Source organism: uncultured Microbacterium sp., from assembly GCF_945952435.1.
Classification (GTDB): domain Bacteria; phylum Actinomycetota; class Actinomycetes; order Actinomycetales; family Microbacteriaceae; genus Microbacterium.
Window position 1 is genome coordinate 77,412 of sequence record NZ_CAMFHZ010000002.1, and the last position, 26,012, is coordinate 103,423.

Below are 26,012 nucleotides of genomic sequence, written 5' to 3' on the forward strand. Positions count from 1 at the left end.
CGAGGTCACTGGACCGCCGCAGCCCACTTCTCGCCGAGGAGCTTGCCGGCCGCGGTGCTCTGCGCCTCGGTCGGGACGACCGTGGTCTTCGGCGCGGCGGGCAGGGCGGCGGCGAGGGTCTTGTCGATCGTGCCTGCCTTGGTCATCGCGTCCATGCGGGCAGGGCGAGCGCCTCCCTTGAGCCAGAGGTTCTGCACGTCGTCGCTGTAGAGGAACTCCTGCCAGAGCCGTGCGGCGGCAGGGTGCGGGGCGGTCTTGTTGATCGCCTGGTTGTAGTACGCGGCGTAGCCGGTACCCGGAAGGACGACCGTCTTCCAGCTCTTGTTGTCCTTGGTGTGGGCGGCGTTCAGGTAGTCCCAGTCGAAGACGACGGGCGTCTCGCCGCTCGCCACGGTCGCGGTGGTGACGTCGACCTTGAGCAGGTTGCCGGCCTTCTGCAGGTCGGAGAAGAAGGTGATCCCCTTCTGGTAGTCGTCGAGCGTGCCGCCCGACTGCACGGTGGCGAGGCCGACGGCGGCGAAAGCCGCACCGGCCTGCGTCGGGTCGCCGTTGAGCGCGACCGCGCCCTTGTACGCGGGCTTCGCGAGATCGGAGAGGGCCTTGGGCTCCGGGAAGGCGGAGGAGTCGTAGCCGATCGACATGTACCCGCCGTAATCCCCCGTGAACGCGCCGTCCGCGGCCTTGAGCTCGGAGGGGATCTCGTCCCACTTCTGCACCTTGTACGGCGCGAAGCGGTCGGTGTTCTGCAGGGCGACGGTGAGTCCGAGGTCGAACACGTCGGGGGCGGTGTCGAGGCCCTCGTTGGTCTTCGCGGCCTGGATCTCCTCGGCGCTGGAGGCGTCCGGCGTCGCCTCGTTGATCGTGATCTTCGGGTACTTCTTGGCGAACGCCGCAAGGATCTCGCCGTAGTTCGCCCAGTCGTGCGGGAGGGCGACGACGTTAAGGGCGCCCTCCGTCTCCGCGGCCCTCTCGAGGTCGGCCAGGGTCCCGATATCCGTGAGCGAGGTCGCGGTGGCGGCCTTTCCGGCGGAACCCGCGGACGACGTGGGATCCGCCGAGGCGGAGCCCGAGCAGGCGGAGAGCAGGAGGACCGCGCCGGTGGCCAGCGCGAGGCCGGCGCCGATGCGGGTGCGGCGGGAGACAGGGGACATGGTTTCCTCTCGGTGTCCGGCAGATGCCGGTGTCGGGTCGTGAGGAATGTACGGGGGCCGGGTTACCGAGGCTCCCGGCGCGCGTGAACGGCCGATGAACGCGGGGGATCGGATCCGCCGCGCCGCGTCCCGTGCGGCGACGGTACCGCGCGACGCCGGGGCCTGGTTGGATCGGATCATGGATCTTCCCGATGAGATCGCCCTCGACGGCGTCACGCTCGTCCGCGTCGAGACCCCCGAGGGCGTCGCCTGCTGGAGTGCCGGGCTGCCCGGCGGGGACGGCGGCCGGACCGTGAGCATCATCGCGGATCCGGCGGAGGAGCCCACGCTCGAGGCGCGGGACGCGGCGCAGGGGATCGCCCAGGACTTCGGCGCGCTCGTCGACGCGGGGATCCGCTACCTGGTGGAGGAGTTCGCGGGGCCGCGCAGCGTGCTGCCGGAGCAGGAGCGCGCCTTGCTGGATGTCGAGGATCCGCCGTTCGGCGCCCCGGAGGCCGTGGTGTGGCAGGACGGCACGTGGATGATGCGCTTCGCCGAATGCGGGCTGTCCGTGGGCGACGAGGACGGGATCGGCGTGATGTTCGCCGGCCGCATCCCCGTCGCGGTCGAGGACCTGTCCGACCCCGACGAGGTCTGAGCGCTGTTCAGCGGCCCGGGAGGGGCGCGGCGTACTTGAAGCCGCGGTGGGAGCCGGCGAATCCGAGTCGTTCGTAGAAGCGATGAGCATCCACGCGCTGCGCGTCCGAGGTGAGCTGCACGAGGGGGCTGCCCAGTTCGGCGGTCGCGACGTCCATGACCCAGCGCATCAGCGCGGATCCGACGCCGGCCGAGCGCAGCTGCGAGCTCACCCGCACCGCCTCGACCAGCAGGCGGGTGGACCCCCGGCGGGACATCCCGGGGATGCGCGTGAGCTGGAAGGTGCCGACCACCGTGCCGTCGTGCTCGGCGACGAGCAGGTCGTTGGATCCGTCGGCCAGCACGGATTCCAGGCCCGCCCGATAGGCGGGGAGGTCGGCGTCCGCAGCGGTGTCGCCGCGCGCCGCGCTGATCGCGTCGTCGGCGAGCAGTGAGACGATCGCGGCGGTGTCGTCGGGGCGTGCGCGGCGTAGGGTCACGATGCCGATCCCGGTCTCGATCGGCGCGGGCAGGGTGAGGTCGGCGAGCATGCTTCGATCCTGTCACGTCGGGGTCGTTGAGCGAGCAGCGACGAAGGAGCAGCGAGACGAAACGCGGTCTCCCGAGGGAAGCCGCGTTTCGTCTCGGTCGGCTTCGCCGTCCTCGCTCAACGACCCCGGGTGCTCGGTCGGCTTCGCCGTCCTCGCTCAACGACCCAGGGGAGGGCTCAGGCTTGGGCGTCGTCTCGAACGGCGTCGACGCCGGCCTCCTTGCGCTGTTCCGGGCTGATCGGCGCCGGTGCCGCGGTGAGCGGATCGAAGCCGTTGCCGGTCTTGGGGAACGCGATGACCTCGCGGATCGAGTCGGTCTTGGACAGGTGCTGCAGCACGCGGTCCATGCCGAGGGCGATGCCGCCGTGCGGCGGGGCGCCGAACGCGAAAGCGTCGATGAGGAAGCCGAACTGCTCCTCGGCCTGCTCGTCGCTGATCCCCATGACCTGGAACACCCGCTTCTGGATGTCCTCGCGGTGGATGCGGATCGACCCTCCGCCGAGCTCGGAGCCGTTGCAGACGATGTCGTACGCGTAGGAGAGCGCGGATCCAGGGTCGCTGTCGAACGTGCCCTCGAACTCCGGCTTGGGTCCCGTGAAGGCGTGGTGCACCGCCGTCCACTTCCCGGCGCCGACCGCGACGTCGCCCGAGGCGACCGCGTCGGCGGCCGGCTCGAACATCGGCGCGTCGACGACCCAGGTGAACGCGAAGACGTCGGGGTCGAGCAGGCCCAGGCGGCGTCCGATCTCGACGCGGGCGGCGCCGAGCAGAGCGCGCGACTCCTTCGCGGAGCCGGCCGCGAAGAAGGCGCAGTCGCCCGGCTTCGCGCCCACGAGCTCGGCGAGGCCCGCCTGCTCGGTCTCGGAGAGGTTCTTGGCGACAGGGCCGCCGAGCGTGCCGTCCTCGTTGAAGAGGACGTAGGCGAGGCCGCGGGCGCCGCGCTGCTTGGCCCAGTCCTGCCAGGCATCCAGCACCTTGCGGGGCTGCGAGGCGCCGCCGGGCATCACGACCGCGCCGACGTACTCGGCCTGGAACACGCGGAAGGTCGTCTCCGAGAAGTAGTCGGTCGCCTCGACGAGCTCGAGGCCGAAGCGCAGGTCCGGCTTGTCGGATCCGTACCGGGCCATCGCGTCGGCGTAGGTCATGCGCGGGAGCGGAGTCTGCACGTCGACGCCGATGGTGGCCCACATCGCGCGGATGACGGCCTCCATCATCTCGATGACGTCCTCCTGGTCGACGAACGCCATCTCGATGTCGAGCTGCGTGAACTCGGGCTGACGGTCGGCGCGGAAGTCCTCGTCGCGGTAGCAGCGCGCGATCTGGAAGTACTTCTCGACGCCGCCGACCATGAGCAGCTGCTTGAACAGCTGCGGGCTCTGCGGGAGGGCGTACCAGCTGCCGGGGTGCAGGCGCGCCGGCACGACGAAGTCGCGAGCGCCCTCCGGCGTGGAACGCGTGAGCGTCGGCGTCTCGACCTCGGTGAAGCCGCGCTCGTGCAGCACGTCGCGGGCGGCCTTGTAGACCTGCGAGCGCAGGTGCAGGGGCGCGACGGCGGCCGGACGGCGCAGATCGAGGTAGCGGTGCTTGAACCGCACGTCCTCGCCGACCGGGTCGGTCTCGGCGAGGCCGGAGGAGACCTGGAACGGCAGCGGCGCGGACTCGTTCAGCACCGTCAGGTCCTGCACGACGATCTCGACCTCGCCCGAGGGGAGGTGGGGGTTCTCGTTGCCCGCGGGGCGACGCGAGACCTCTCCGGTGACCTGGAGGACGAACTCGCTGCGCAGCGGGCGCGCCATCTCCTCGTCGCGGATGACGACCTGGGCGATGCCCGACGCGTCGCGCAGATCGATGAAGGCCACTCCTCCGTGATCACGACGGCGATCGACCCACCCGGCGAGGGTGACGGTCTGACCGATGTGCTCGGCGCGCAGGGCGCCGGCCGTGTGGGTGCGAAGCACGGAGATGCCTCCAGTTCGAGGGTCGAAAGGGGAATGCCTCATTCTACGGGGGTCCGAAACGCCGCGCCGGTGGGGGAGTTCTCAGTAGGATCACAGCACAGGTCCGATGCACCCCTCCGAAAGGCGCTCCCATGAACCTCCTTCCCACCGCAGACCCGACCGATTCGGTGAGCGACCTCTACTCCGCACTGTTCTCGGGGACGGGGAGCGTGTTCGCGATCATCTTCTACGTGATCGTGGTCATCGCCCTCTGGAAGGTGTTCACGAAGGCCGGCTACCCCGGTATCCTCGCGATCATCCCGATCGTCAACCTCATCTTCCTGATCAAGATCGCGGGGATGAGCGGATGGTGGGTGCTGCTCTACCTGATCCCCGTCGTCAACATCGTGATGGCGATCGTGGTCGCGGTGAAGGTGGGCAGGAACTTCGGCAAGGGCGGGGCGTTCTCGTTCTTCCTGCTGTGGCTGATCCCGTTCATCGGGTACTTCATCATCGGCTTCGGCTCGGCGCAGTACCGCCGGGTCTGAGCGCCGGTCAGGGATGCCCGCCGAGCGCCTTCACCTCGTCCGGCACGGCGAGGTCTTCAATCCGGACCACGTGCTCTACGGACGGCTCCCGGACTATCACCTGAGCGAGGCCGGTCGCCGCATGGCGCGGGCCGCGGCCGACCACGTCTTGTCGCTCGGGCGGCCGGTGACCGCGCTGCGGTGCTCTCCTCTGGAGCGCACTCGCGAGTCGGCGGAGCCCTTCACCGCCGTGTTCGGCGACGAGCCCGTCCTCGAGCCGCGCATCATCGAGCCCTGGAACGTGTTCGAGGGCACGCAGATGCGGCGCGCACTGCGCAACCCCTGGAACTGGCGCCATCTGCGCCGTCCCTCGGTGCCGAGTTGGGGCGAGCCGTACGTCTCGATCGCGGAGCGCATGCGTGCGGCGATGAACGACGTCTGGCACACCACCGACGGCGGCGATGCGGTGCTCGTGTCCCATCAGGCGCCGATCTGGATCGCGCACCTGTCCGTGGCGGGCCTGCGGCTGCGGCACGATCCGCGCACGCGTCGCTGCGCCCTGTCGAGCGTGACGTCGTTCGAGCGCGTCGGCGACGTCTGGCGCGAGGTGGCCTACGCCGAGCCAGCCGCAGCGGGGATCGACCTGGGCGCCGTCTGACCCTGCGCTCGACGACCCGGGGCGGGGATCAGCCGAGCGCGTCGCGGACCGCGAGCATGCCGTGCAGCGTCTCCTCGTGGGAGGTGCTGAGCGGGGAGAGCCCCAGCCGGATCCCGTTCGGGAAACGGAAGTCGGGGATCACGCCCTCGCCCCAGAGCCGCTGCGTGATGGCGCGGAAGTCCGGGTGGCCGATCGTCACGTGACCGCCGCGGGCCGCGCTGTCGCGGGGGCTGAGCAACCGCACGCCGAGCGGAGCGAGCTGCTCGTCGAACACCTGCACCGCGAAGTCGGTGAGGGAGACGGACTTCGCCCGCACCGCATCGATCCCCGCCTCCGCGATGAGATCGAGCATGGCCTGCATCGCGATCATCGACGTGACGGCGGGGGTGCCGCTGAGCAACTGCCGGATCCCCGGAGTCGGTGCGTACTCCGGCCCCATCGCGAAGATGTCGGCCGCTCCGAACCATCCCTGAATGGGCTGGCGGATCCCGCCCTGCAGGTCGGCGCGGACGTAGGCGAACGCGGGAGAGCCGGGGCCCCCGTTCAGGTACTTGTATGTGCAGCCCACGGCGAGATCGACTCCGCACGCGTCCAGCCGCATCGGCACCGATCCGGCCGAGTGGCACAGATCCCACAGCATGAGCGCGCCCGCATCGTGGACGCGGGCGGTGATCGCCGCCATGTCGGCGAGGGCGCCGGAGCGGTAGTCGACATGACTGAGCACGACGAGCGCGGTCCGCTCATTCAGCAGGGCGTCCAGGTCCTCCGGCTGCACGCCGCGCACGGAGTCGGGCTCGACCCACACCAGCGTCGCGCCCGTCTCGGCGGCGACGCCCGCGGCGATGAACCGGTCGGTCGGGAAGTTACCGGCCTCGATCACGATCTCCGACCGGCCGGGCCGGGCGGCGACCGCCGCGCGCATGAGCTTGTAGAGCAGCACGCTCGTGGAGTCGGCGACGATCGTCTGACCCGCCGCGGCGCCGAGCGTGACCTCGGCGATGCGGTCTCCGACCCGCTCGGGCAGCGCCATCCACTGCTCGTCCCAGGAGCGGATCAGCCGGGTGCCCCAGTCCTCCCGCACGAATCGGTCGAGCAGGTCAGGCACGACGGCGAGCGGGCGCCCGAGGGAGTTGCCGTCGAGGTACGCGCTCACCCCCGGCGCCTTCACGAAGGCGTCGAGGTGGTGGCGGAGCGGATCCGCGGCATCCAGGGCGCGGGCGGCGGTGAGCAGGTGCTCGGTCATCGGATCCCCTCGGGGCTCGGCGAGACGGCGGTCGCCGTCTCGGGGTCGGCGGGGCGGATCTCGAACGGATCCGCGTCGCGGGCGGGCAGGAGGAAGCGACGTCCGGACGATGCCGCGACGGGCACGAGCGCGCGGATCAGCGCCGCACCGCGGACCCCGGCCTCGCGCAGCGCCTCGACCTCGGCGGGATTCAGGTCGACGGGGGAGGGACCGTTGCCCATGTCGGTGCCGTAGCGGACCGTTCCACCGTGCGCGTGGAAGCGGCGGACGTTGTCGATCGCGATCTCTCTGGCGTCGCCCTCGTGGATCGAGAGGGTCGAGATCCACGCGATCCGTCCCGCCTGCCGGGCGACCTCGGTGTCGCTCAGCCGTTCGGTGAAGGGGGCGTGCGCGAGCGCGCGCACGCCGAGCCGTGGCATGCGCTCCGCCTGGCCGGGGCCTTCGGCATGCGCCACGACGGGCAGACCGAACCGGTCCGCCGTGCGCACGATCACGTCGATCATTTCGTCGGAGAAGACCGGCCCGGCGACGCTGTTGCTGGTGATCTTGATCACGGAGGCGCCCGCGTCCTTCATCTCGGCGATCGCGGACGTCGCGTCGCCGGGCGACCCGATCTCCCTCACCGACCCCTCCGGCGCCCAGGCGCGGTCGGTCGGATAGCCGCCGGGTGCGGTGAGGAAGGCGCCGGCGTACGAGACGGCGACCCCGCCCGGGTCGTCCCCGAAGCGCTCGGAGACGAACCGGGCGAACCGGGAGATCTCCGCGGGGGCGGCTCCGAGATCCAGCACCCGTCCGAGCCGTCCGTGCTCGAGCAGGTACGGGTCCACAAGCTGCAGATGCACGTGGTGGTCGGTGAAGCCGCCGATGTAGGTGCCCTCGGCCATGCGCCTCATCGACCGATCTCGGTGCGCACCGCGTACAGCTCCGGGAAGAACGTCAGATCCAGCGCCCGCTGCAGGAAGTCGACGCCGCTGGATCCGCCGGTGCCGATCTTGCGTCCGATCGTGCGGGTCACGGTGCGCAGGTGCCGGAAGCGCCAGAACTGGAAGTTGTCCTCGACGTCGACGAACTCCTCGCAGGCCTCGTACAGGTCCCAGTGCTCGTGCGGGTTCTCGTAGATCTCCCGGAACACCGGGACGAGGTCGTCGTGCATGCGGTACGGCTCGCGGACGTCGCGGTCGAGGATCTCTGCGGGCACGGGCAGGCCGCGCCGGGCGACGAGGCGCAGGAACTCGTCGTAGAGCGTCGGACGTTCGAGCTCGGCGGTGAGCAGGGCGAGGTTTCCCGGGTGGTCGGCGAAGACCCCGAGCATGCGGGCGTTCTTGTTGCCCAGCGCGAACTCGACGGCGCGGTACTGCACGGACTGGAAGCCGGAGGAGTTGCCGAGGTCGCCGCGGAACTGCGCGTACTCCGTGGGCGTCAGGGTCGCGAGCACCGACCACTGCTGCGTCAGCACCTCCTGGATGTGCTTGACCCGGGCGACGTGCTTGAGGGCGGAGCGCAGATCGTCGTCCGCGAGGCGGTCGCGCGCAGTGCCGAGCTCGTGCAGCACGAGCTTGAGCCACAGCTCGGTGGTCTGGTGCTGGATGATGAACAGCATCTCGTCGTGGTGCTCCGGCACGCTCACCGGATGCTGGGCGCCGAGCAGGCGATCGAGGTCGAGATAGGAGCCGTAGGTCATCCGATCCCGCAGGTCGGTGACGATCCCGTCCTCGAGCGCGCGTTCGTTCTCCGCCACCGGATGACCTCCTCGTCTGGGTATGGAACCCAGTATCCCATCGCGATCCGAGGCGTCCGCCGGGAGAATCGGGCGCCCAGTGCGCACGCTGGGTCGGGGCCGCGCGGCGCTCGCCCGGGGTCGCGCGGGAGGCCACCTAGGCTGGCGAAGCCGGCGAACGGCGCCTGCCGGGTCCCCGCCGGGCGCCTCGCGGCGGAATGGTGCCCCTTGTCTCTTCTCGCTTTCGTGCTGGTCTTCTCGGCCGCTCTCGCGCATGCGACGTGGAACGTCCTCGCGCACGGCCTCAGCCGCGCGGGCTCTCCGTTCCTCTGGTGGGGCGCGGTCGCGAGCACGGTGGTGTGGGTCGGTGCGGTGCCGTTCACCGGCGGACTCGGGACCTCGGATCTCGGAACCTTCGCGCTCGGCGTGCTCGTCTCGAGCATCCTGCATGTCGGGTACATGGTCGTGCTCCAGCACGGCTATCGCGTGGGCAATCTCTCGACCGTCTACGCGACCGCACGCGGCACGGGTCCGTTCCTGTCGGTCCTCGTCGCGATCGCGGTGTTCGGGGAGCGTCCGAGCGGACTCGCCCTGGCCGGCGTCGCGATCGTGATCGCCGGGATCGTCGCGATCGGTTTCGTGGATCGGGCGGGCACGGTGCGTCCGGCGGTATCGGACGGGCGGCGCCGGATCGACCCCGGGCTGTTGTTCGGGCTGCTCACGGGTGTCGCGATCGCGGCGTACACGGTGTGGGACGCGTCCGCCGTGCGCACGCAAGGGTTCTCCCCCGTCGCGTTCATGGTCGGCACCGCGCTCCTGCAGATCCCGTTCTACTCCGTGGCCGTGCGGGGGCAGTGGGGCGCGGTCGCCGCGCTCGGCCGCCGGCACTGGCGCCGGATCCTCGTCTTCGGGATCCTGTCCCCGCTGTCGTACATCCTCGTGCTGAACGCGGTCAGGATCGCGCCGGTCGCCCTGGTCGCGCCGCTGCGCGAGGTGAGCGTCGTGCTCGTGAGCCTGTTCGGCGCCTTCGTGCTGCGCGAGGGCAGGCCGGGATGGCGGGTCGGGGCGTCGGCCGTGGTCGTCGCGGGGATCGCGCTGCTGGCCGTGTGAGCGGGTCGGCCGTCGCCGGGGGGATCAGCCGCCCACCGCGCGGAGGTACTGACCGTCGGCCGAGATCCCCGAGGCCGACACCGTGAAGCGGACGAAGCGCGAGAGGTAGCGGTCCTCGCTGGCCTCGAAGACGCGGCCCGAGGCGTCGCGGGACGTGCGGCTGAGGCGCAGGATCGGCGTCCCGGTCGGTACCTCGAGGAGGGCGGCGTCCTGCTCGTCGGCGGCGACGGCGTCGATCTCGTGCTGAAGCCCCACGATCGGATGCCCCTGGGAGGCCAGGAACTCCGTGAGGGAGACCGAGTCGGGATCGATCGTGAAGAGCAGACGGCCCACGTCCTCCGTGTAGAAGAGGCGCTCGAGCATGGTCGGGCGGTCGTCGAGCGAGCGCAGGCGCACCACGCTGACGATCGTGTCGTCCGGAGAGACGCCGAGCGCCTGCGCCTTCTCCGCCCCCGCCCTGCGCAGGCTCAGTTCCTGCGTCCTCGCGCCAGGGCGCGCGCCGATCTCGCGCGCCCATCGCGTGAACGGCACCGACACGTCGACGGCCTGGGTCGCCTTGCGAGCGACGACCCGCGCGGGTCTTCCCCGGGCCGTCTCGATGAGGCCTTCGCTGCGCAGCGTCGCGAGCGCGTTGCGGATCGGGCCGCGCGACGTCCGCCATCGATCGGCGAGCTCGGCCTCCGTGGGCACGGCGTCGCCGGGGCGGAGCTGCCCCGACGCGATCCGGGCGCGCAGCTCGTCGGCGATCTGGGTGTAGACAACCTCGGGCACATAGGCATACTACTTCGTCTGAAAGTCTCGCCGATCTCGTTTCTCATCTGTTCACTTGCGGGATCGTGGGGGTGAACACTCGGGGAACGGTGCCGAGATAGGTATACATCTCGATCTCGACCCTGCGAGAGTCGTGGAGGAATCCCTCCGCACCACCTCAGCCCTGCACTCTCCGCACTCGAAAGGTCCTCATGAAGCTCCGTGCTCTCACCGCCGTGGCCGGCGCCGCCGTCCTCGCTCTCGGCCTCGCCGCCTGCTCCGGCGCCGCCAACGCCTCCGGTGACTCCACTGCGGCTGCCGCGCCGAACGGCGGCTACGCCGTCGATGCGAACACCCTCGTCTTCGGCGTCGTGCCCGACTCGGTCGACACCCAGACCAACTACCAGCCGCTCATGGACTACCTCGTCAAGGAGACCGGCAAGAAGGTCGAGTACCACGAGTCCACCGACTACGCGGCTCTCATCGAGGCGGCCGTCGCAGGCAAGGTCGACGTCGCCTCGTTCTCGGGCTTCACCTACGTCACCGCCACCAACGCCGGCGCGAAGCTCACCCCGATCTCCTCGATCGTGACCAAGCAGGGCCAGGAGCCCGGCTACTACTCCGAGGCGATCGTGCCGAAGGGATCCTCGATCACCTCGATCAAGGACTTCGCGGGCAAGAAGGTCTGCTTCGTCGATCCGTCCTCGACGTCCGGCTACCTGTTCCCGAGCTACAACCTGCTCAAGGACGGCATCGACCCGAAGACGGGCGTCACCCCGGTCTTCGCGGGCAAGCACGACGTCAGCGTGCAGAAGGTCGGCGACGGCAAGGAGTGCGAGGCCGGCTTCGCCGAGGACTCCGAGGTCGCGAAGAGCGACAAGGTCACCGTGGTCGACAAGACGATGGTCCCCGGAGCGCCGATCGTGTTCCACTCCACGCTGCCGAAGGACGTCTCGGCGAAGGTCGTCACGGCGCTGAAGCAGGTCACGATCGACGACATCGTCAAGGCCGGCGTCAAGAACGCCGACAGCGACGCGTTCAAGGCCACCTTCTATGCCACGAAGCCGGTCGACGACGCGTACTACGACATCGTCCGCGACATCTGCGAGAAGACCAAGGCCGACCAATGCAAGAAGTGAGCTGACGGAGCACGCCCCGCGCGGGCGCAGCGGGCGAGGCGGGACGCGGTCTTCGACGGATGCCGCGTTTCGTCTCGGTCGCCTCCGGCGGCCTCGCTCAACGACCCCGACGGGGGCGGATCCGGCTGCCTCGCTCAACGACCCCGACGGGGGCGGATCCGGCTGCCTCGCACGATGGCCCCAGAGAGGGGCGGATCCCGCAGACCCGCACGACGACCATGTCCCAGACCCAGGAGCGCAACACCATGACCACCCCCGACCTGTCCGCACCGGTCATCCGGCTCTCCGGCGTCACCAAGCGCTTCGGCGCCACGACCGCCTTGAAGGACGCCGATCTGAGCGTGGAGCGCGGGGAGATCGTCGTCCTGCTCGGACTCTCCGGATCCGGGAAGTCGACGCTGCTCCGCCACCTCGACGGCCTCGAGACGCCGACCGCGGGCACGGTCGAGGTCCTCGGATCCTCGGTCCCCTCCCTGAGCGGCGCCGCGTTGCGGGCGCTCCGCAGTCGGGTCGGCTTCATCTTCCAGCAATTCGAGCTCGTGCCCTCCCTCACCGTGCTGGAGAACGTGCTCACGGGCTCCCTCTCGACCGTGCGGGGTCCGCGTCTGGGCCTGTGGAGCTACTCCCGAGCAGCCAAGCTGCGTGCGCTCGGTCACCTGGAGCGCGTCGGTCTGCTCGATCGCGCGTATCAGCGCAGCGACACCCTCTCGGGGGGACAGCAGCAGCGGGTGGCGATCGCGCGCGCCCTCATGCAGCGACCCGAGATCCTCCTCGCCGACGAGCCGGTGGCCTCGCTCGACCCCGAGTCCAGTGACCAGGTCATGGCCCTCATCCGCGAGATCGCGGCCGACGAAGGCCTCACCGTCGTGTGCAGCCTGCATCAGGTCGACCTCGCGATCAGCTGGGCCGACCGCATCGTCGGGCTGCGCCACGGCGAGATCGTGCTGGACACCTCGACGACCGGGCTCAGCAAGGCGGAGGTCATGGAGATCTACGGCCGGGTCGCCACGACCACCGCCGAGCTCGCGGTCGTGGCCGACGAGCTCGGCGCAGGATCCGCTTCCCTGGTCGGCGGCGTGCCCGTCGCCACTGGGACGCGCGCATGACCGCGCTCGCCGCTCCGACCCGGCCCGGTCGTCCGCGACCCGTCGGCGACGTCCCTGCGCGCGCACCCCGGCCGCGGACCTCCCCGGAGCGGATCGCGGCCGTCACGGCCCTCGTCCTGCTCGTCGGGGCGGGCATCGTCGCGCTCGGCCAGAGCGGCTTCTCGCTCGCGGGTGTCCTGCAGAGCGGCGGCAACGCGGAGCGCTTCCTCGCCCGGGTCGGCGGCCTGAGCTTCCCGGAACCCCTCGACCTCCTCCGGCAGATCGCGCTCACCGTGGGCCTGGTGCTGCTCGGGACCCTCCTGGCCGCCGTCGTCTCGGTGCCGATCGCCTACCTCGCCGCCGCCAACACGACCCCCGGTCCGATCTGGCGGGGAGCGGCGCGATTCGTCGGCGTGCTGACCCGCTCGATCCCGGACGTCGTGCTCGCGATGGCGTTCGTCCTCGTCTTCTCCCTCGGCACGCTCCCGGGCATCCTCGCGATCGGGGTGCACTCGATCGGCATGATCTCGAAGATGTTCGCCGATGCGATCGAGCAGATCGACGAGGGACCGCGCCGGGCGATCCGGGCTGCAGGAGGCACGACGCTGCAGCAGTTCGCGGCGGGCGTGCTGCCGCAGGTGCTGCCCAGCTGGGTCGCCACCGTGCTGCACCGCAACGACATCAACCTGCGCGGCAGCGTGGTCCTCGGCTACGTCGGCGTCGCCGGATTGGGCCTGGAGATGTCGTACGCCTTCAAGGCGCTGAACTACGGGCGGGGCCTCGGCATCGCCCTGATCATCTTCGTGCTGTGCGTCGTGATGGAGATCGTGTCCAGCGCGGTCCGCGGCGCGATGCTCGGCGAGACGGCGCAGACCCGTTCGTGGATCGACCGGATCCTGCATCCGCGGATTCGCCGCGCACGCGGGAGCGATCGTGCCCCGGCCTGGGCGGCGACGCCCGAGACGGCCCTGCGCCGCCCCTGGACCCGCGAGCGCCGCCGCAACGCGGTCGCGGGGGGCGTCGCGGGCGCGATCGTCGTCGCGAGCGTGCTCGTGTGCCAGATCCAGTGGGGCGACCTCCTCACGGTGTGGGCGAGGTTCCCCGACACCGCGGCGAAGTTCTGGCCGCCGAGCTTCGGCGACTACGACGCCGAGGTCATGGTGGGCGCGATGCGCGACACGATCGCGATCGCCCTCGCCGCGACCGTGCTCACCCTGCTGCCGTCGCTGATCATCGGATCCTTCGCCGCGCGCAACGTCGCGCCCACCCGGGGCGTGCGTGGACTCGCTCGCGTGCTGCTCGTGGGGATCCGGGGCATCCCCGAGCTGATCCTCGCGATCGTGCTCATCGTCGTGACCGGCCTCGGCGCGACCGCCGGGATCGTGGCCCTCGCGATCGGCGGGATCGGGCTGCTCGGCAAACTCGTCGCCGACTCCTTCGAGGAGGTCGACCGGGGGCCGGAACGCGCCCTGCGCGCGGTCGGCGCGACCCGGCTGCAGACCCACGCCGCCGCGACCGTTCCGCAGGGCGTCCGCGCGCTCCTCGGGCACGGCTTCTACATGCTCGACACGAACATCCGCGCCGCGACGATCCTCGGCATCGTGGGCGGCGGGGGCGTCGGCTACTACCTGTTGAACGCCGGGCAGGGCTCCCGGTACGCGGTGGTGACCGCGATCGTGCTGATGATCCTCGTCACCGTGCTCGTGGTGGAGGGGCTCGCGATGTGGATGAGGAAGGTGTTCCGATGATCTCTCCGCGCGACAGGTTCGACGTGGCCGTGGTCGGATCCGGGATCGTGGGTCTCGGGGCGGCGTACGCGGCCGCGCGACGCGGCAAGCGCGTGGTCGTCGTCGACCGCACCGAACGCCCGATCGGCGCGACCGTGCGCAACTTCGGGCATCTGTGCATCGGCGCGCAGGACGGCGCGGCACGGGCGTACGGCGAGGTCTCCCGGGGGATCTGGCGGCGGCTCGCGCAGGACGCGGGCTTCTGGCTGCGCGAGTCGGGCACCCTCGTCGTCGCGCGGGAGTTCGACGAGCTCATGCTGCTGGACGAGGCCGCTCATGCGCCGGGCGGCGAGGACATCCGCCTGCTCGGCCCCTCGGAGGTGCTCGCCGCCGCGCCCGTGCGCCCGGAGGTCGCGCGCGGCGGTGCGCTCGTCGGCGGCGATCTGCAGGTGAACCCCCGCGAGGCGGCCGCCGCGATCGTGCGGCTGCTCGCCTCCGAGGGCGTGGAGTTCCGCTTCCGCACCGCGGTGATCGGAGTGGAGCAGGGGCGCGTACGCACCGCCCGTGGGGATCTCCTCGCGGAGGACGTGATCGTCGCGGTCAATCACGACATCGACCAGCTTCTTCCGGAGCTCGCCGAACGTGCGGGGGTCGTGCGGTGCGCGCTCGACATGATGCGGGTCGCGGTCGACCTGCCGGGGGCGCTCGTCGCCCCGGTGCTGACGGGCTGGTCGCTCGTGCGGTACGCGCGCTTCGCCCGGCTGCGGACCGCGGGCGCCCTGCGCGAGCGTCTGCACGCACGCCGTCCCGATCTCGCCGCGCTCGACCTGAACCAGATGTACACCCAGCTGCCCGACGGCACCCTCATCCTCGGCGACTCGCACCGCAGGGAAGTCCAGCCCGATCCGTTCCAGCCCGAGACCGCCTTCGACGCCTTCCTCGAGGAGGTGCATGCGCTGTTCGACATCCGGCGCCTGCGCGTGCTCGAGCGCTGGCAGGGGGTCTACGCCTCCGCGGCGGAGGAGTTCCTCGTCGAGCAGCCGGCGCCCGGAGTGCTCGTGCTCGCCGCGACGACCGGCATCGGCATGACCACCGGCCTCGGGCTCGCCGAGACCGAGGCCTCCCGCGCCTTCGGCTGGCAGGCCGCCGGGCCGGTTCCGGATCCCCTCGCCGCGGCGGCGCAGGCCGTCGCGGCCGACCCCACCTCGCACATCCCCCAGGAGGAGAACGCATGAGCACGCGCACCGCATCCACCCCGATCGAACTGGTCGCCCTCGACATGGCGGGAACGACCGTGCAGGACGACGGCGTCGTGGAGGAGGCGTTCCGCCGGGCCGCGGATCGCACGGGCGTCGCGGCCCGTCGCGGGTGGGAGGCGGCGCTCCAGTACGTGCGAGACACGATGGGGCAGTCGAAGATCGAGGTGTTCACGCACCTGGCCGCTGGCGACGTCGCCGCGGCGGAACGGGCGACCGCGCAGTTCGAGACCGCCTACGCCGAGATCGTCGCCGAGCGCGGCGTCACGCCGATCCCCGGCGCCGAGACGACGATCCGCGCCCTCCGCGACGCGGGCCTGCAGGTGTGGCTCACGACCGGATTCGCGCCCGTCACGCGGGACGCCCTCCTGGACGGCCTCGGCTGGCGCGCCCTCGTCGACGGTGCGCTGTCGCCGATCGACGCCGGGCGCGGCAGGCCGGCGCCCGATCTGGTGCTGACGGCCCTGCTGCGCGCCGGCGCTTCGTCGGTGCGGTCCGTCGCCGTCGTGGGGGACACCGTGAGCGACGTGGAGTCGGGGCGACGGGCCGGAGCGGGCTTCGTCGCAGGTGTGCTGACCGGAGCGCACGACCGGGCGGCGCTGGAGGCCGCGGCCCCCGACGCCGTGCTCACGGGCGTCACGGAGCTCCTCGCCACGCTCGTCGAGCGGGGGCTGATCGCCGTTCCTCCCGTGGTCCCGGCGTCGGCCGGGGTTGCGACGCCGTCCGTTCCGGTCTCGGTGGGCTGAGCATGCGCGCGGCGCTGGTCCGTCCCGCCGAGCCCGTGCCCCGCCACGACGTTCCGCTGCGTCCGGCGGCGATCGCGATGGCGTGGCTCGGCGTCGGCCTGCCCTTGGAGGAGCTGGCCGTGCCGGGTGTGGCGCTGGGGCCGCACGACGCGCTCGTCGCGGTCGAGATGTCGACGATCTGCGGATCCGACGTGCACACCGTCCAGGGCCGCCGGCACGCTCCTGCGCCGCTCGTCCTGGGCCATGAGAGCGTCGGGCGCATCATCGCGCTCGGCGACGAGGGCGCGCGCGGCGTCGACGGTGCGGAGCTGCAGGTGGGGGACCGTGTGGTCTGGTCCGTCACGGTGTCGTGCGGACGCTGCGATCGGTGCGCGGCCGGGCTGACCCAGAAGTGCCGCGCGCTCGCCAAGTACGGTCACGCCCGCATCGAGCCGCGGTGGGAGCTGACCGGGGGTTTCGCGGGGCACGTGCACCTGCGGGCCGGCACCGCGATCGTGCGCGTCCCCGAGGCGCTGCCCGCCGCCGCTCTCGCTCCGGTGGGCTGTGCCACGGCGACGGCCTGGGCCGCGGTCTCGCGCGGCGCGGTCCTGCGCGGACGGGTGCTGTCGGATCCGGCCGCGACCGCGCCCGCTCCTGTCCGTGCGCTCGCGGGCGAGAGGGTCGTCGTCATGGGCGCGGGCCTGGTCGGCCTGACCGCCGCGGTGATCGCGGCAGAGGAGGGAGGGGCGGTGATCGTCTCGGATCCGGATCCCTCTCGCCGCGCGTTCGCAGCGAGGTTCGGACTCACCGCCGTGGCGCCGGAGGACGTCGCGGAGGAGGGTGCGGATCTGGTGCTGGAGGCGTCGGGCCATGCGGTGCGCGCGGCGCTGGACGCGGTGGACGTGGGCGGTGCCGTCGTGCTCGTCGGCAGCGTGTTCCCCGCCGATCCGGTGCCGATGGATGCCGAACGGATCGTGCGCGGACTCGTCACCGTCTCCGGCGTGCACAACTACACGGCTGCGGAACTGAAGGCGGCCGCCGGATTCATGGCCGGCCGGGGGAGGACCTATCCCTTCGCCGACGCCGTCGGGGCCGTGCTTCCTCTCGCGGCGGCCGACGAGGCGCTGCGCCGGGCGGCCGGCGCGGAGTCGCCCCTGCGGGTCGGGTTGACACCGCGCTGACCGCACAGGGCGGGCGGATGTCGGTGGCCACCGTCATGCTCGGTCCATGACCTCCGAGCAGACGAAGGATCTCGCCTGGCGCGGGCGCACCGTGCGGTGGAGCCGCCGGGGCACGGGACCGGCGCTCGTGATGCTGCACGGCACGCCGTGGTCCTCGGCCCTGTGGCGTCCGTTCGCCGAGGCGCTCGCAGCGCGGTTCACCGTCTATCTCTGGGACATGCCCGGCTACGGCGCATCGTCGAAGGATCCGAGGCACGACGTCGACCTCGGTGTCCAGGGGGAGCTCTTCGCCTTTCTGCTGAAGCACTGGGGCCTCGAACGTCCGCACGTCGTCGCGCACGACATCGGAGGTGCCGTGGCGTTGCGCGCGCGTCTGCTTCACGAGACCTCGTTCGCCTCCCTCGCCCTCGTGGACGTCGTCGCGCTGTCGCCGTGGGGGTCCGACTTCTTCCGTCTGGTGCAGCGGAACGCAGACGTGTTCGCGCAGCTGCCGGCGGCGATCCATCGGGGCGTGGTCGAGGCGTACATCCGCGGTGCCGCCCATCGGCCGCTGCGGGACGACGACCTCCGGACGCTGGCCTCCCCGTGGCTGGACGAGGAGGGGCAGCAGGCGTTCTACCGGCAGATCGCGCAGGCGGACGAGCGCTTCACCGAGGAGGTCGTTCCCCTGCTCGCCTCGATCGCCGAGCCGGTCCGCGTGATCTGGGGCGCCGAGGACCGCTGGATCCCTCCGGATCGCGCCACGCGTCTGCGAGCCGCGATCCCGCACGCCGAGGTGCGCCTCGTCCCCGACGCGGGGCACCTGATTCAGCTCGACGCCCCCGCGGTGCTCGCAGCCGAACTCTCGGGATGGCTGGCCGACGTGTCGTGAACGACGATGTCCGTCTTGTCGTGAACGACGATGTCCCGTGCGGATCCCGATCCATGAAACGCTGGACGGATGAACGCGCGGATCTCGGGGCAGCAGCACGCCCTCGGGATCGCGCTCGTCGTCGGATCCTGTCTCTCGCTGCCCTTCGGAGCGGCCGTCGCGGCGCAGCTCTTCCCGGCCCTCGGCTCGTGGGGGGTCACGTCGCTGCGCGTCTCGATCGCCGCGCTCGTCGTGCTCGTCGCGGTGCGCCCGAAGCTCGGCCGGTGGACGCGGCGGCAGTGGATCGTCTCCGCCCTGTTCGGGCTGTCCCTCGCGGGCATGAACGGCTTCTTCTACGCGGCGGTCGCGCTGATCCCGCTCGGCCCGGCCGTGGCGATCGAGTTCCTCGGTCCGCTCGTGCTCGCGGCCGTGCTGACCCGCCGGATGGCGGACGGGGCCTGGGTCGGCGTCGCCGTGCTCGGCATCGCCCTGCTCGGCGTCGACGGGATGGTCGGCGCCGAGCCGCTCGACCCGCTCGGAGTCGTCTTCGTCCTGGTCGCGGCCGCGTTCTGGGCGCTCTACATCCGTCTCAGCGCCAAGGTCGGCGAGGTCACCCCCGGCCATGAGGGTCTGTCGGTGGCTCTCGTGATCGGCGCGATCGCCCTGCTGCCGGTCGGGGTCCCCGCGGTCGGCACCGTGACGCGGGAGCCGCAACTGATCGTGCCCGCGGTCGTCACCGCGATCCTCTCCTCGGCGATCCCCTACACGTTCGAGCTGGCCGCCCTCCGGCGCATCCCCCAGCGCGTCTTCGGCGTCCTGCTCGCCCTCGAACCGGCGTTCGCGACGCTCGCGGGCCTGCTGCTGCTCGGGCAGCAGGTGACGGTTCTGCGCCTCGCCGCGATCCTCCTCGTGATCGCCGCGAGCGTCGGCGCCGCCCTCGGCGCACGCCGTTCGGATCCTCCTCCGACGACCACGGGAACGTTCCCCGCGATCCCGGACTGAGCGGCACGGCGGGGTCTGCTCGATCCGGCGCGGCGCGCGCGGGCGTAGCCTCGGTGGGGTGAGCGCACTCCTCGGCCTCGACCTGCCGATCGTCCTCGGTCCGTTCGGAGGACTCGGTTCCGTCCCGCTCGTCGCAGCGGTGAGCGAGGCGGGCGGTCTCGGATCCTTCGGGCTCTACGGCTACGACGGGCCGCAGATCCTGCAGACCGCGGCAGCGATCAGGCAGGCGACCGACAAGCCGTTCGCCCTCAACCTCTGGCTGCCCCGGGGCGACGAGGTCGAGCCGACCACGGAGCACGACGCCTTCGTACAGGCCCTCGCCCGGTACTTCGCCGAGGTGGGCGGCGAGCCGCCCACCCGCCCGGCTCGCTATCTGACCCCGCTCGACGAGCAGCTCGACGCGATCTGGGAGGCGGCGCCCTCCGTCCTCAGCCTGGTGTTCGGCGTGCCCTCGCCGACTCTCGTGGCCCGCGCGCACGAGCGAGGGATCCGCGTGATCGGCACGGCGACGACCGTCGCGGAGGCGGTCGCGCTGGAAGCGGCCGGGGTCGACGCAATCGTCGCGACCGGTGCGGAGGCCGGAGGGCACAGGGTGTCCTTCCTGAAGCCGGCCGAAGACTCCCTCGTCGGGCTGTTCTCCCTCCTTCCCCAGGTCGTCGATGCGGTCTCGGTCCCCGTCATCGCCGCGGGAGGCATCGCGGATCGACGCGGCGTCGCGGCCGCGTTCGCGCTCGGCGCGGCGGGGGTGCAGGTCGGCACCGCGTTCCTCGGCACCGCCGAGTCGGCGGCGAACGCCGCGCACCGCGCCGCGATCCGCACGACGGCGGCGGACGCGACCGTGCTCACGCGGGCGATGAGCGGGCGTCTCGCCCGTGGCGCGCGCAACCGGGTCGTGGACGAGATCGAGGCGACCGGATCCATCGCCCCCTTCCCCGCGCAGAACTGGATCACAGGACGCTTCCGCGCGCTCGCCGGGGCGCAGGGGAAGGGCGACCTGCAGTCGCTCTGGATGGGACAGTCGGCACCGCTCGCCCGCTACGGCACCGCGGCGGAGGCGCTCGCCGAGCTCCGGGCAGGGCTCCCCGCCGACGCGTGAGCCGGGAAGGATCCGCGAGGATCCGCGTCAGAGGATGACGGTCGAGCGTCCGTGCACGATCACGCGATCCTCCGCGTGCCACTGCACCGCGCGCGCGAGCACGAGCCGCTCGACGTCGGCTCCCCGGCGCTGCAGCTCGGCCGCCGATTCCGCGTGGGTCACCCGCGTGACGTCCTGCTCGATGATGGGGCCCTCGTCCAGGTCCGCCGTGGCGTAGTGCGCGGTCGCGCCGATGAGCTTCACGCCGCGCTCCTTGGCGCGGGCATAGGGGTTCGCGCCGATGAACGCGGGCAGGAACGAGTGGTGGATGTTGATGACGGGGGCACCGAGCTCGCGGATGAAGTCGTCGCTGAGGATCTGCATGTAGCGCGCGAGCACGACGAGGTCGACGTTGCCCTGCAGCAGCTCGAGCTGGCGGCGCTCCATGGCGGCCTTGTCCTCCGGGCCGGATCCGGAGGGGATGTGCACGAACGGCACGCCGAACGAGCGCACGGCCTCGGCCAGGTCCGGGTGGTTGGACACGACCATCGTCACGTCGACGTCGAGCTGCCCGCGCTGCGCCCGCCAGAGCAGTTCCATGAGGCAGTGGTCGTACTTCGAGACGAAGATCGCGACCCGCTTGCGCTTGGCCGCGTCGTGCAGCGACCATTCCATTCCGAAGCGCTCCGCGACGGCGGCGAGGTCGGCCTCGAGTGCCGGGCGGTCGGCGGCGAGCCCGTCGCGATGGATCACGGTGCGCTGGAAGAAACGGCCGCCCTCGGCGTCGGTGGAGTGCTGGTCGAGGGAGATGATGTTCGCCTCGTGCCTCGCGAGCACTCCGGCGATGGCGGCGACGATGCCGGGCTGGTCGTCGCAGGCGATCAGCAGTCGGGCGGTGTCGGGCTGCGCCATGTCGTCTCCTCGTGTGCGGGGGTGTCCGTCGATTCTGCCGTGCCCGCGGGCGCGGTGGCGAATCGGGGGCACCGCGCAAGAGAGGGGATCCGGAGTGCGATCCGGATCCCCTCTCTTGCGCCCACTCGTCAGGAACGGCGAGCGCGCAGGCGACGCCGCACCAGCAGACCCGTCCCGGTGAGGACGAGCACGCCGGCGGCGATCAGGGGGATGACGGCGAGTACGCCTCCGGTCGTGGCCAGGTCGCCGGATCGGGCAGCGCCGGCATCGGTCGCGCCGGGGGAGGCGGATCCGGTTCCCGTCGATCCGGACCCCGACCCGGGCGCCGGTGTCGTGCCCGGTCCGGTGCCGGTGCCGGGCGCGGGATCGGCGAAGACGGCGAGTCCGATGACCTGGCTCGACGCGGAGGGGAAGCCGGCCGGTGCGGCGCTCGCCGCCCTGACCGCCCGCGCCTGGCCCGTCGTGGCCGCGGGCGCGTCCCAGGTGCGACCGGGCGTGGTCGCCGCCGTCGTGCCGTCCAAACCGAGGACGAGGCCGGAATACCGGTTCACGAGACGCACCGTGCCGGTGGTGGTACCCGTGGCGGGGTCCGTGTTGGGCACCACGAACCACTGCTGGCCGACGCCCGCGGTCGTGGTGAGCGTGAGACCGGCGCCCCACGCCCTCCCCGCGGTCGAGGAGCCGTCCACGCCGAGGAGCAGGCCGCTCTGCGTCGCGATCGTGTAGGCGCCGTCCCCGGTCGCCGCGAACGTCCATGCGCCGTGCGCGCGGTCCGGCCCGCTCGCCGCGACGAGGCTCTTCCCGTCGGCACCCACCGCGAGGGCGCGTCCGTCGGGGTTTGCCACGGAGTAGGCCTTCGACGTGTCCACCGCCGTGGCGGGCGACACGGAGGGGCCGGCGTCGATCGTGATGTTCGCGAACTGGGCCGCCGCGTCGTTCATGCACCCGAAGGAGCAGTACGAGCGGAAGGACTTGCCGACGATCGCGGAGCTCGTCTTGTTCGCGGGATCGACGAACCACCGGTACCAGGACGCGGTGGTGTACGCGGATCCGGTGTCGCCGAGGCGGAACCACTTCTGCGTCGCGAGGTTCTTCGTGGCGTAGAACTCCTGCGGCGCGTTGCCCGACTGGTCGGGGTTCTGCGGCTGGCCGATGTAGAGCCCGAGGTACGCGTCGTAGGTGACGTCCATCACGAACAGCGGCGAGGTCGCGGGCATCTGCCCGTTCGCGATCTGCTGCTGCGCCGTGCCGGGCGTGTTCGGGTCGTACTCCTGATCGACCGGTGTGTAGCCCGTCTCGCTGTCGTCGGCGACGGGGACCATGTTGCTCTCCTTGCCGGAGATCCCGGGCTCGGTCCAGGTGCCGTCGTACCACTTCTGCCAGGTCCCTGTCGCCATCTTCCCGGAGATCGGGGCGCGGGCGACGTGCTCGTAGAACGCGACCCAGCCGCCCGTCTTGTTCACGACGCGGGAGCCGTAGAACGCGTAGAAGTAGCCGGAGGCGTGGTCGACGTAGAGGCGCGGGTCGCCGTCGCCGTAGGAGTAGGTCTGCTGCGGGAACGCCGTGGTGTCGCCGCGGGTCGTGCTGTACGGCGAGGTGATCGCGTGACCGGGGATCGACCACGTCTTGCCCTGGTCGGTCGAGACCGCGTAGTCGATCGCGTCGTAGTGCAGCCCGTCGCCGAAGGGCTGGGGGGTGAACTCGTTGTGCACGAGGCCGTACCAGTCGCCCGAGTCGGGATCGACCCACATCTGCGTGATGTCGCAGTAGTTCGGCTGGGTGTAGCTGGATCCGGCCGGCGCCTTCGTCGAGTCCACGCCGGTGGGGCTCGCGTTGCAGAAGTCCGTGGTGTCGGGGTTGGTGCCCGCGGCGTTGAGGGCGTCGTCCGGCTTCGCGGTGTCGAAGTCCGTTCCGGTGTACCAGTTCCACTGCCGGATGTCGCCGTTGCTGCCGTCGGCCTCGTTGTAGTAGTTCGCGTGCGACTCGCCGAAGTGGAACGTGCCGTCGGCGTCGACGAACGGGCTCGCGGGGGTGTCGTCCGGGTACCGCCAGGTGCTGCCGTCGACCGAGTCGGTGGTCACGGTCGCCGCGGCGGGACGCGGAGGCGCGACGGGGGTCGTGTCGTCGTCGGTCGAGTAGGCGACGATCTCGGCGGCGGACGCGTTGGACGAGCCGTTCACCGCGTTCGCCGCCTGGAAACGCACGTATCGCGCCTTCACCCGCTGGTCGAACACGACGTTCTGCACCTGCGTGCTGCTCGTCGGCTGGGCGAACGTCGCGCTCCCCGCGGCGGTCCACCCGGCCGCGGCGGGATCCTTCGCCACGTCCCGGTCGTCGGTCGTGAAGACCGAGACGTCCTTGACCGGACCGTTGGGCTGCACCTTGACCGAGTATCCGAGACCGGTGAGGGTGAAGGATCCTCCGACGTCGAACGTGATCCAGTGCGGATAGTCCGTCGCCGTGGGGGACCATTCGCTCGCCCACTGCGAGGAGTAGTCCTCGTCGAAGGCGGCGCCCGCCGATCCGTCGCCCGACTCGCTCTGCTGCGAATCGGTGCCGACGACCGCGTACTGCGTTCTCGGGATCGGCCGCCCCGCGGGCACGCCGGCGAGGCTGTCGGTCGTGTAGACCACGAGCTCCGACGCCGAGGCGTTGGCGGAGCCGTTGATGGCGTCGAGCACGCGGAATTGCACGTAGCGGGTCGAGACGGGCTGCGCGAACGTGACGTACTGGATCTGGGCGTTGGTCGTCGGCTGGGTGAAGGTCGCCGTGCCGGCCGACACCCACTGCGTGCTCGCCCCGTCCTTCGCCACGGCGGGGTCGTCGGTGGTGAGGACCTCGACGTCCTTGGCCGGACCGTTGCCCTGCACCTTCACGGAGTAACCCAGGCCGGTGAGCGTGTGCACTCCGCCGATGTCGAAGGTGAGGTAGTGCGGCATCGGATCCGGGGAGCCCCCGTTGTACGCGGATGCCCACTGGGTCGAGTCGTCGCCGTCGAACGCCCCTTTCGCGGTGCCGTCCAGCGAGGGCGGTGCCGGGTAGGGCGCCGATTCGGAATCGACGTCGAGAAGCGTGTAGCCGGTGCTCGGAAGGACCGATCCGGGCGGTGGGGAAGGATCGGCCTGCGCGGGGGCGACGGCGCCGAGAGCGAGGGACGCGGCGGCGACCGCGATCACGGCGCCGGCGGCGAGGGCGACGCGCGAGCGGCGACGGACCTCGGGGGGTTGAGTGGGCATGGGGCTCCTTGCAGCGTCATCGAGGCGGGGAGAACAGCGACAAGCTATCCACAAGTTTGCGTAAACATCAAGAAGCAAGCGAGGAAAAGGGGCAAACACACGGCTTGACAGAGAGCGCAAACATCGCGATCCGGCGCATCGGGCGCATCCGGGTCCGGCACGACGGTTCTCGCTCCTGGAGCGACGGCACCCGGACGGCGCTCGTTCCGCGGCCGCGTCGCACGCCGCCGGGCATACGCTGAGCGGGTGATCGCTCGAGACCCGGCCGCGGATATCGCCGCTCTGCTCGCCGACGCCCGTCTGGCGCTCGAGGGCGTGCCCCGGGAGGCGCTGGGAGTGCCCAGGACCTCGCGCTGGAGGGCCCCTCGGATCGTGCGCGCGGGAGCAGCGTGGCACATCGGCGTGCTGCTGCTCACCGACGACGGCCTGCGCTCGACGGGGGAGGTGCTGCGCGCGGCGGCCCCCGTGCGTCGCGGGTACGCCGCGGAATCCGCCCGGGCGAGGGCGGAGCGGAGGGCCGAGGCCTCGCGCGGCGGGTTCGCCGACGGGGAGACGGTGCACCTCGGCTCGACCCCGGTCGACCTCGCGGCCGTCGCGCGCGGAGAGGCCTCGGGGCCGATCGCGCTGGTCGATGGGATCCCGATGGTGCGCTGGAGCCGGGCCGCCGATCATATGCCGCTGGCCGCATACCTCCGCGAGCAGATCGCGCTGCTTCGGGACCGAGGCGTGTGACCGGAGGCGCCCGCCCGCGGCGTCCCCGATGCGTCAGCGGGCCAGGGCGCGCGCCCCGAAGCGCTCCAGGATCCGGGTCGGCGCCGTCACGACGGAGGAGAGCACCGTCTGCTGCACCGCGTGGAAGGCGTCCGGATCGAAGTACCCGGTCGTCCGGTAGAACACCATGCGGTCGGCGAAGTCCCGCGGCGTGGGCTCCGGGTGGAACTGCGTCGCGTAGAGGTCGTCGCCGACGCGATAGGCCTGCACGGGGCAGGCGTCGTTCTCGGCGAGCAGCACGGCTCCGGGTGGCGCGTCGACGGATCCCTCCTTGTGCGCGGTGAACGCGCGGAACACGGGTCCTGCCGGTCCGACCACCGGGTCGGCATCGCCCGCGGCGGTGGTGCGGATCGCCGCCGCAGAGGCCTCTTCCGGATGCAGGGTGTCGACGGATCCGCCGAGCAGCCGGGTGGCCACGCCGATCCCGAAGCAGGTGAAGAACGCCGATGTCGCACCGTCGAGGGCGCGGGTCGCGATCCGTTCGAGGTCCGCCTCCACCCGGCGCTGCGTGGCGGACTTGTCCGTGTCGGTGACGTTGTAGGGGGATCCTCCGATCACGAATCCGGCATAGCGGTCGAACACGTCGTCCGGGAGCGCGCTCGCGGTCAGATCGACCCGGTCGAGCGCGTCGATGCCGAGGGCGATGCGGAAGGAAGCGTGCTCCGCCGTCGCCGCATCCAGCTCAGGGCGCACGCCGACGTAGAGAAGCGAGGCCATCCCTGGATTCTAGGGGGCTCCGCGGGATCGCCGGCGCCGGTATGACCTCGCGCGACGCCGACGCGCACGCCGACGCG

At 71.5% G+C, this 26,012-nt stretch carries 24 protein-coding genes; 14 read left to right on the plus strand and 10 right to left on the minus strand.

Annotated elements, in window-relative coordinates; translation table 11 throughout:
- Nucleotides 1–5: 5 nt before the first annotated feature.
- Complete coding sequence (locus Q0P88_RS01280) at nucleotides 6–1,151, minus strand: ABC transporter substrate-binding protein (protein WP_295010472.1); 1,146 nt, start codon at nucleotides 1,149–1,151, stop codon at nucleotides 6–8.
- Between the two features lie 178 nt (nucleotides 1,152–1,329).
- Here Q0P88_RS01280 and Q0P88_RS01285 point away from each other — a divergent pair, with 178 nt between their 5' ends.
- Nucleotides 1,330–1,788, plus strand: a complete 459-nt coding sequence (locus Q0P88_RS01285; RefSeq protein WP_295010473.1) for a hypothetical protein — start codon at nucleotides 1,330–1,332, stop codon at nucleotides 1,786–1,788.
- A 7-nt stretch (nucleotides 1,789–1,795) separates the two neighbouring features.
- Here Q0P88_RS01285 and Q0P88_RS01290 read toward each other — a convergent pair whose 3' ends face one another.
- Both Q0P88_RS01290 and aspS read right to left on the minus strand, forming a co-directional pair.
- Nucleotides 1,796–2,317 carry a GNAT family N-acetyltransferase gene (locus tag Q0P88_RS01290; RefSeq protein WP_295010474.1) on the minus strand — a complete coding sequence of 174 codons (522 nt, stop codon included), beginning with the start codon at nucleotides 2,315–2,317 and terminating at the stop codon, nucleotides 1,796–1,798.
- A 176-nt stretch (nucleotides 2,318–2,493) separates the two neighbouring features.
- Nucleotides 2,494–4,275, minus strand: a complete 1,782-nt coding sequence (gene aspS / locus Q0P88_RS01295; protein ID WP_295010475.1) for an aspartate--tRNA ligase — start codon at nucleotides 4,273–4,275, stop codon at nucleotides 2,494–2,496.
- A gap of 131 nt (nucleotides 4,276–4,406) precedes the next feature.
- Between aspS and Q0P88_RS01300 the strand changes: the two genes are divergently transcribed.
- Both Q0P88_RS01300 and Q0P88_RS01305 read left to right on the plus strand, forming a co-directional pair.
- The gene (locus tag Q0P88_RS01300; RefSeq protein WP_295010476.1) at nucleotides 4,407–4,802 is read left to right on the plus strand and encodes a DUF5684 domain-containing protein; all 396 of its coding nucleotides are present in this window, start codon (nucleotides 4,407–4,409) and stop codon (nucleotides 4,800–4,802) included.
- A gap of 13 nt (nucleotides 4,803–4,815) precedes the next feature.
- Complete coding sequence (locus tag Q0P88_RS01305) at nucleotides 4,816–5,439, plus strand: histidine phosphatase family protein (protein ID WP_295010477.1); 624 nt, start codon at nucleotides 4,816–4,818, stop codon at nucleotides 5,437–5,439.
- A 28-nt stretch (nucleotides 5,440–5,467) separates the two neighbouring features.
- On the opposite strand, the gene Q0P88_RS01310 is transcribed toward Q0P88_RS01305, so the two are convergent.
- From Q0P88_RS01310 to Q0P88_RS01320, 3 genes are read right to left on the minus strand one after another with little or no spacing between them, the layout of a single operon-like run.
- Nucleotides 5,468–6,682 (minus strand): kynureninase, encoded by a 1,215-nt coding sequence (locus Q0P88_RS01310; RefSeq protein WP_295010478.1) that lies wholly within the window; start codon nucleotides 6,680–6,682, stop codon nucleotides 5,468–5,470.
- Entirely contained in the window at nucleotides 6,679–7,566 is an 888-nt protein-coding gene (locus Q0P88_RS01315) for a hydrolase (RefSeq protein ID WP_295010479.1), read from the minus strand. Before Q0P88_RS01315 ends, Q0P88_RS01310 begins: the two co-directional genes overlap by 4 nt.
- A 5-nt stretch (nucleotides 7,567–7,571) precedes the next feature.
- On the minus strand, nucleotides 7,572–8,363 hold the full coding sequence (locus tag Q0P88_RS01320; RefSeq protein WP_295010577.1) for a tryptophan 2,3-dioxygenase: 792 nt from the start codon (nucleotides 8,361–8,363) through the stop codon (nucleotides 7,572–7,574).
- 264 nt (nucleotides 8,364–8,627) lie between these two features.
- Here Q0P88_RS01320 and Q0P88_RS01325 point away from each other — a divergent pair, with 264 nt between their 5' ends.
- Nucleotides 8,628–9,509, plus strand: a complete 882-nt coding sequence (locus tag Q0P88_RS01325; RefSeq protein ID WP_295010480.1) for an EamA family transporter — start codon at nucleotides 8,628–8,630, stop codon at nucleotides 9,507–9,509.
- Between the two features lie 24 nt (nucleotides 9,510–9,533).
- Here the strand turns inward: Q0P88_RS01325 and Q0P88_RS01330 are convergent, their stop codons facing one another.
- Complete coding sequence (locus tag Q0P88_RS01330) at nucleotides 9,534–10,280, minus strand: GntR family transcriptional regulator (protein WP_295010481.1); 747 nt, start codon at nucleotides 10,278–10,280, stop codon at nucleotides 9,534–9,536.
- Nucleotides 10,281–10,471: 191 nt separating this feature from the next.
- On the opposite strand from Q0P88_RS01330, the gene Q0P88_RS01335 reads away from it, so the two are divergent.
- From Q0P88_RS01335 to Q0P88_RS01375, 9 genes are all read left to right on the plus strand, one after another.
- Nucleotides 10,472–11,398, plus strand: a complete 927-nt coding sequence (locus Q0P88_RS01335) for a phosphate/phosphite/phosphonate ABC transporter substrate-binding protein (RefSeq protein WP_295010482.1) — start codon at nucleotides 10,472–10,474, stop codon at nucleotides 11,396–11,398.
- A gap of 245 nt (nucleotides 11,399–11,643) precedes the next feature.
- Complete coding sequence (gene phnC / locus Q0P88_RS01340) at nucleotides 11,644–12,504, plus strand: phosphonate ABC transporter ATP-binding protein (protein ID WP_295010483.1); 861 nt, start codon at nucleotides 11,644–11,646, stop codon at nucleotides 12,502–12,504.
- On the plus strand, nucleotides 12,501–14,231 hold the full coding sequence (locus tag Q0P88_RS01345) for an ABC transporter permease subunit (RefSeq protein WP_295010484.1): 1,731 nt from the start codon (nucleotides 12,501–12,503) through the stop codon (nucleotides 14,229–14,231). The genes phnC and Q0P88_RS01345 overlap by 4 nt, the downstream gene beginning before the upstream one ends.
- Complete coding sequence (locus Q0P88_RS01350; RefSeq protein ID WP_295010485.1) at nucleotides 14,228–15,445, plus strand: TIGR03364 family FAD-dependent oxidoreductase; 1,218 nt, start codon at nucleotides 14,228–14,230, stop codon at nucleotides 15,443–15,445. Before Q0P88_RS01345 ends, Q0P88_RS01350 begins: the two co-directional genes overlap by 4 nt.
- Nucleotides 15,442–16,212 (plus strand): phosphonatase-like hydrolase, encoded by a 771-nt coding sequence (locus Q0P88_RS01355; RefSeq protein WP_295010486.1) that lies wholly within the window; start codon nucleotides 15,442–15,444, stop codon nucleotides 16,210–16,212. The genes Q0P88_RS01350 and Q0P88_RS01355 overlap by 4 nt, the downstream gene beginning before the upstream one ends.
- 2 nt (nucleotides 16,213–16,214) lie before the next feature.
- On the plus strand, nucleotides 16,215–17,372 hold the full coding sequence (locus tag Q0P88_RS01360) for an alcohol dehydrogenase catalytic domain-containing protein (protein WP_295010487.1): 1,158 nt from the start codon (nucleotides 16,215–16,217) through the stop codon (nucleotides 17,370–17,372).
- Nucleotides 17,373–17,418: 46 nt separating this feature from the next.
- A complete protein-coding gene (locus tag Q0P88_RS01365; protein WP_295010488.1) occupies nucleotides 17,419–18,243 on the plus strand; it encodes an alpha/beta fold hydrolase in 825 nt (274 codons plus the stop codon).
- 69 nt (nucleotides 18,244–18,312) lie between these two features.
- Entirely contained in the window at nucleotides 18,313–19,224 is a 912-nt protein-coding gene (locus Q0P88_RS01370; protein ID WP_295010489.1) for a DMT family transporter, read from the plus strand.
- 58 nt (nucleotides 19,225–19,282) lie between these two features.
- Entirely contained in the window at nucleotides 19,283–20,320 is a 1,038-nt protein-coding gene (locus Q0P88_RS01375) for a nitronate monooxygenase family protein (RefSeq protein WP_295010490.1), read from the plus strand.
- Between the two features lie 27 nt (nucleotides 20,321–20,347).
- On the opposite strand, the gene purU is transcribed toward Q0P88_RS01375, so the two are convergent.
- Nucleotides 20,348–21,211, minus strand: coding sequence for a formyltetrahydrofolate deformylase (purU, locus tag Q0P88_RS01380; protein ID WP_295010491.1), 864 nt, complete (start codon nucleotides 21,209–21,211; stop codon nucleotides 20,348–20,350).
- A 128-nt stretch (nucleotides 21,212–21,339) separates the two neighbouring features.
- Entirely contained in the window at nucleotides 21,340–24,447 is a 3,108-nt protein-coding gene (locus tag Q0P88_RS01385) for a discoidin domain-containing protein (protein ID WP_295010492.1), read from the minus strand.
- 246 nt (nucleotides 24,448–24,693) lie between these two features.
- Here Q0P88_RS01385 and Q0P88_RS01390 point away from each other — a divergent pair, with 246 nt between their 5' ends.
- Nucleotides 24,694–25,179 (plus strand): glutaminase, encoded by a 486-nt coding sequence (locus Q0P88_RS01390; RefSeq protein ID WP_295010493.1) that lies wholly within the window; start codon nucleotides 24,694–24,696, stop codon nucleotides 25,177–25,179.
- A 33-nt stretch (nucleotides 25,180–25,212) separates the two neighbouring features.
- Here Q0P88_RS01390 and Q0P88_RS01395 read toward each other — a convergent pair whose 3' ends face one another.
- Nucleotides 25,213–25,935: a glutamine amidotransferase-related protein gene (locus Q0P88_RS01395; RefSeq protein WP_295010494.1), complete on the minus strand. Its 723-nt coding sequence runs from the start codon at nucleotides 25,933–25,935 to the stop codon at nucleotides 25,213–25,215.
- Nucleotides 25,936–26,012: the final 77 nt, after the last annotated feature.

Excerpts from the sequence above, each read along its gene's own strand:
- Q0P88_RS01285 (WP_295010473.1), top strand. The coding sequence starts at position 1,330 with ATGGATCTTCCCGATGAGATCGCCCTCGACGGCGTCACGCTCGTCCGC.
- Q0P88_RS01350 (WP_295010485.1), top strand. The coding sequence starts at position 14,228 with ATGATCTCTCCGCGCGACAGGTTCGACGTGGCCGTGGTCGGATCCGGG.
- Q0P88_RS01385 (WP_295010492.1), bottom strand. The coding sequence starts at position 24,447 with ATGCCCACTCAACCCCCCGAGGTCCGTCGCCGCTCGCGCGTCGCCCTC.
- purU (WP_295010491.1), bottom strand. The coding sequence starts at position 21,211 with ATGGCGCAGCCCGACACCGCCCGACTGCTGATCGCCTGCGACGACCAG.
- Q0P88_RS01280 (WP_295010472.1), bottom strand. The coding sequence starts at position 1,151 with ATGTCCCCTGTCTCCCGCCGCACCCGCATCGGCGCCGGCCTCGCGCTG.
- Q0P88_RS01370 (WP_295010489.1), top strand. The coding sequence starts at position 18,313 with ATGAACGCGCGGATCTCGGGGCAGCAGCACGCCCTCGGGATCGCGCTC.
- Q0P88_RS01300 (WP_295010476.1), top strand. The coding sequence starts at position 4,407 with ATGAACCTCCTTCCCACCGCAGACCCGACCGATTCGGTGAGCGACCTC.
- Q0P88_RS01310 (WP_295010478.1), bottom strand. The coding sequence starts at position 6,682 with ATGACCGAGCACCTGCTCACCGCCGCCCGCGCCCTGGATGCCGCGGAT.
- phnC (WP_295010483.1), top strand. The coding sequence starts at position 11,644 with ATGACCACCCCCGACCTGTCCGCACCGGTCATCCGGCTCTCCGGCGTC.
- Q0P88_RS01365 (WP_295010488.1), top strand. The coding sequence starts at position 17,419 with ATGACCTCCGAGCAGACGAAGGATCTCGCCTGGCGCGGGCGCACCGTG.
- Q0P88_RS01315 (WP_295010479.1), bottom strand. The coding sequence starts at position 7,566 with ATGGCCGAGGGCACCTACATCGGCGGCTTCACCGACCACCACGTGCAT.
- Q0P88_RS01360 (WP_295010487.1), top strand. The coding sequence starts at position 16,215 with ATGCGCGCGGCGCTGGTCCGTCCCGCCGAGCCCGTGCCCCGCCACGAC.
- Q0P88_RS01290 (WP_295010474.1), bottom strand. The coding sequence starts at position 2,317 with ATGCTCGCCGACCTCACCCTGCCCGCGCCGATCGAGACCGGGATCGGC.
- Q0P88_RS01355 (WP_295010486.1), top strand. The coding sequence starts at position 15,442 with ATGAGCACGCGCACCGCATCCACCCCGATCGAACTGGTCGCCCTCGAC.
- Q0P88_RS01305 (WP_295010477.1), top strand. The coding sequence starts at position 4,816 with ATGCCCGCCGAGCGCCTTCACCTCGTCCGGCACGGCGAGGTCTTCAAT.
- Q0P88_RS01345 (WP_295010484.1), top strand. The coding sequence starts at position 12,501 with ATGACCGCGCTCGCCGCTCCGACCCGGCCCGGTCGTCCGCGACCCGTC.
- Q0P88_RS01320 (WP_295010577.1), bottom strand. The coding sequence starts at position 8,363 with ATGACCTACGGCTCCTATCTCGACCTCGATCGCCTGCTCGGCGCCCAG.
- Q0P88_RS01335 (WP_295010482.1), top strand. The coding sequence starts at position 10,472 with ATGAAGCTCCGTGCTCTCACCGCCGTGGCCGGCGCCGCCGTCCTCGCT.
- Q0P88_RS01395 (WP_295010494.1), bottom strand. The coding sequence starts at position 25,935 with ATGGCCTCGCTTCTCTACGTCGGCGTGCGCCCTGAGCTGGATGCGGCG.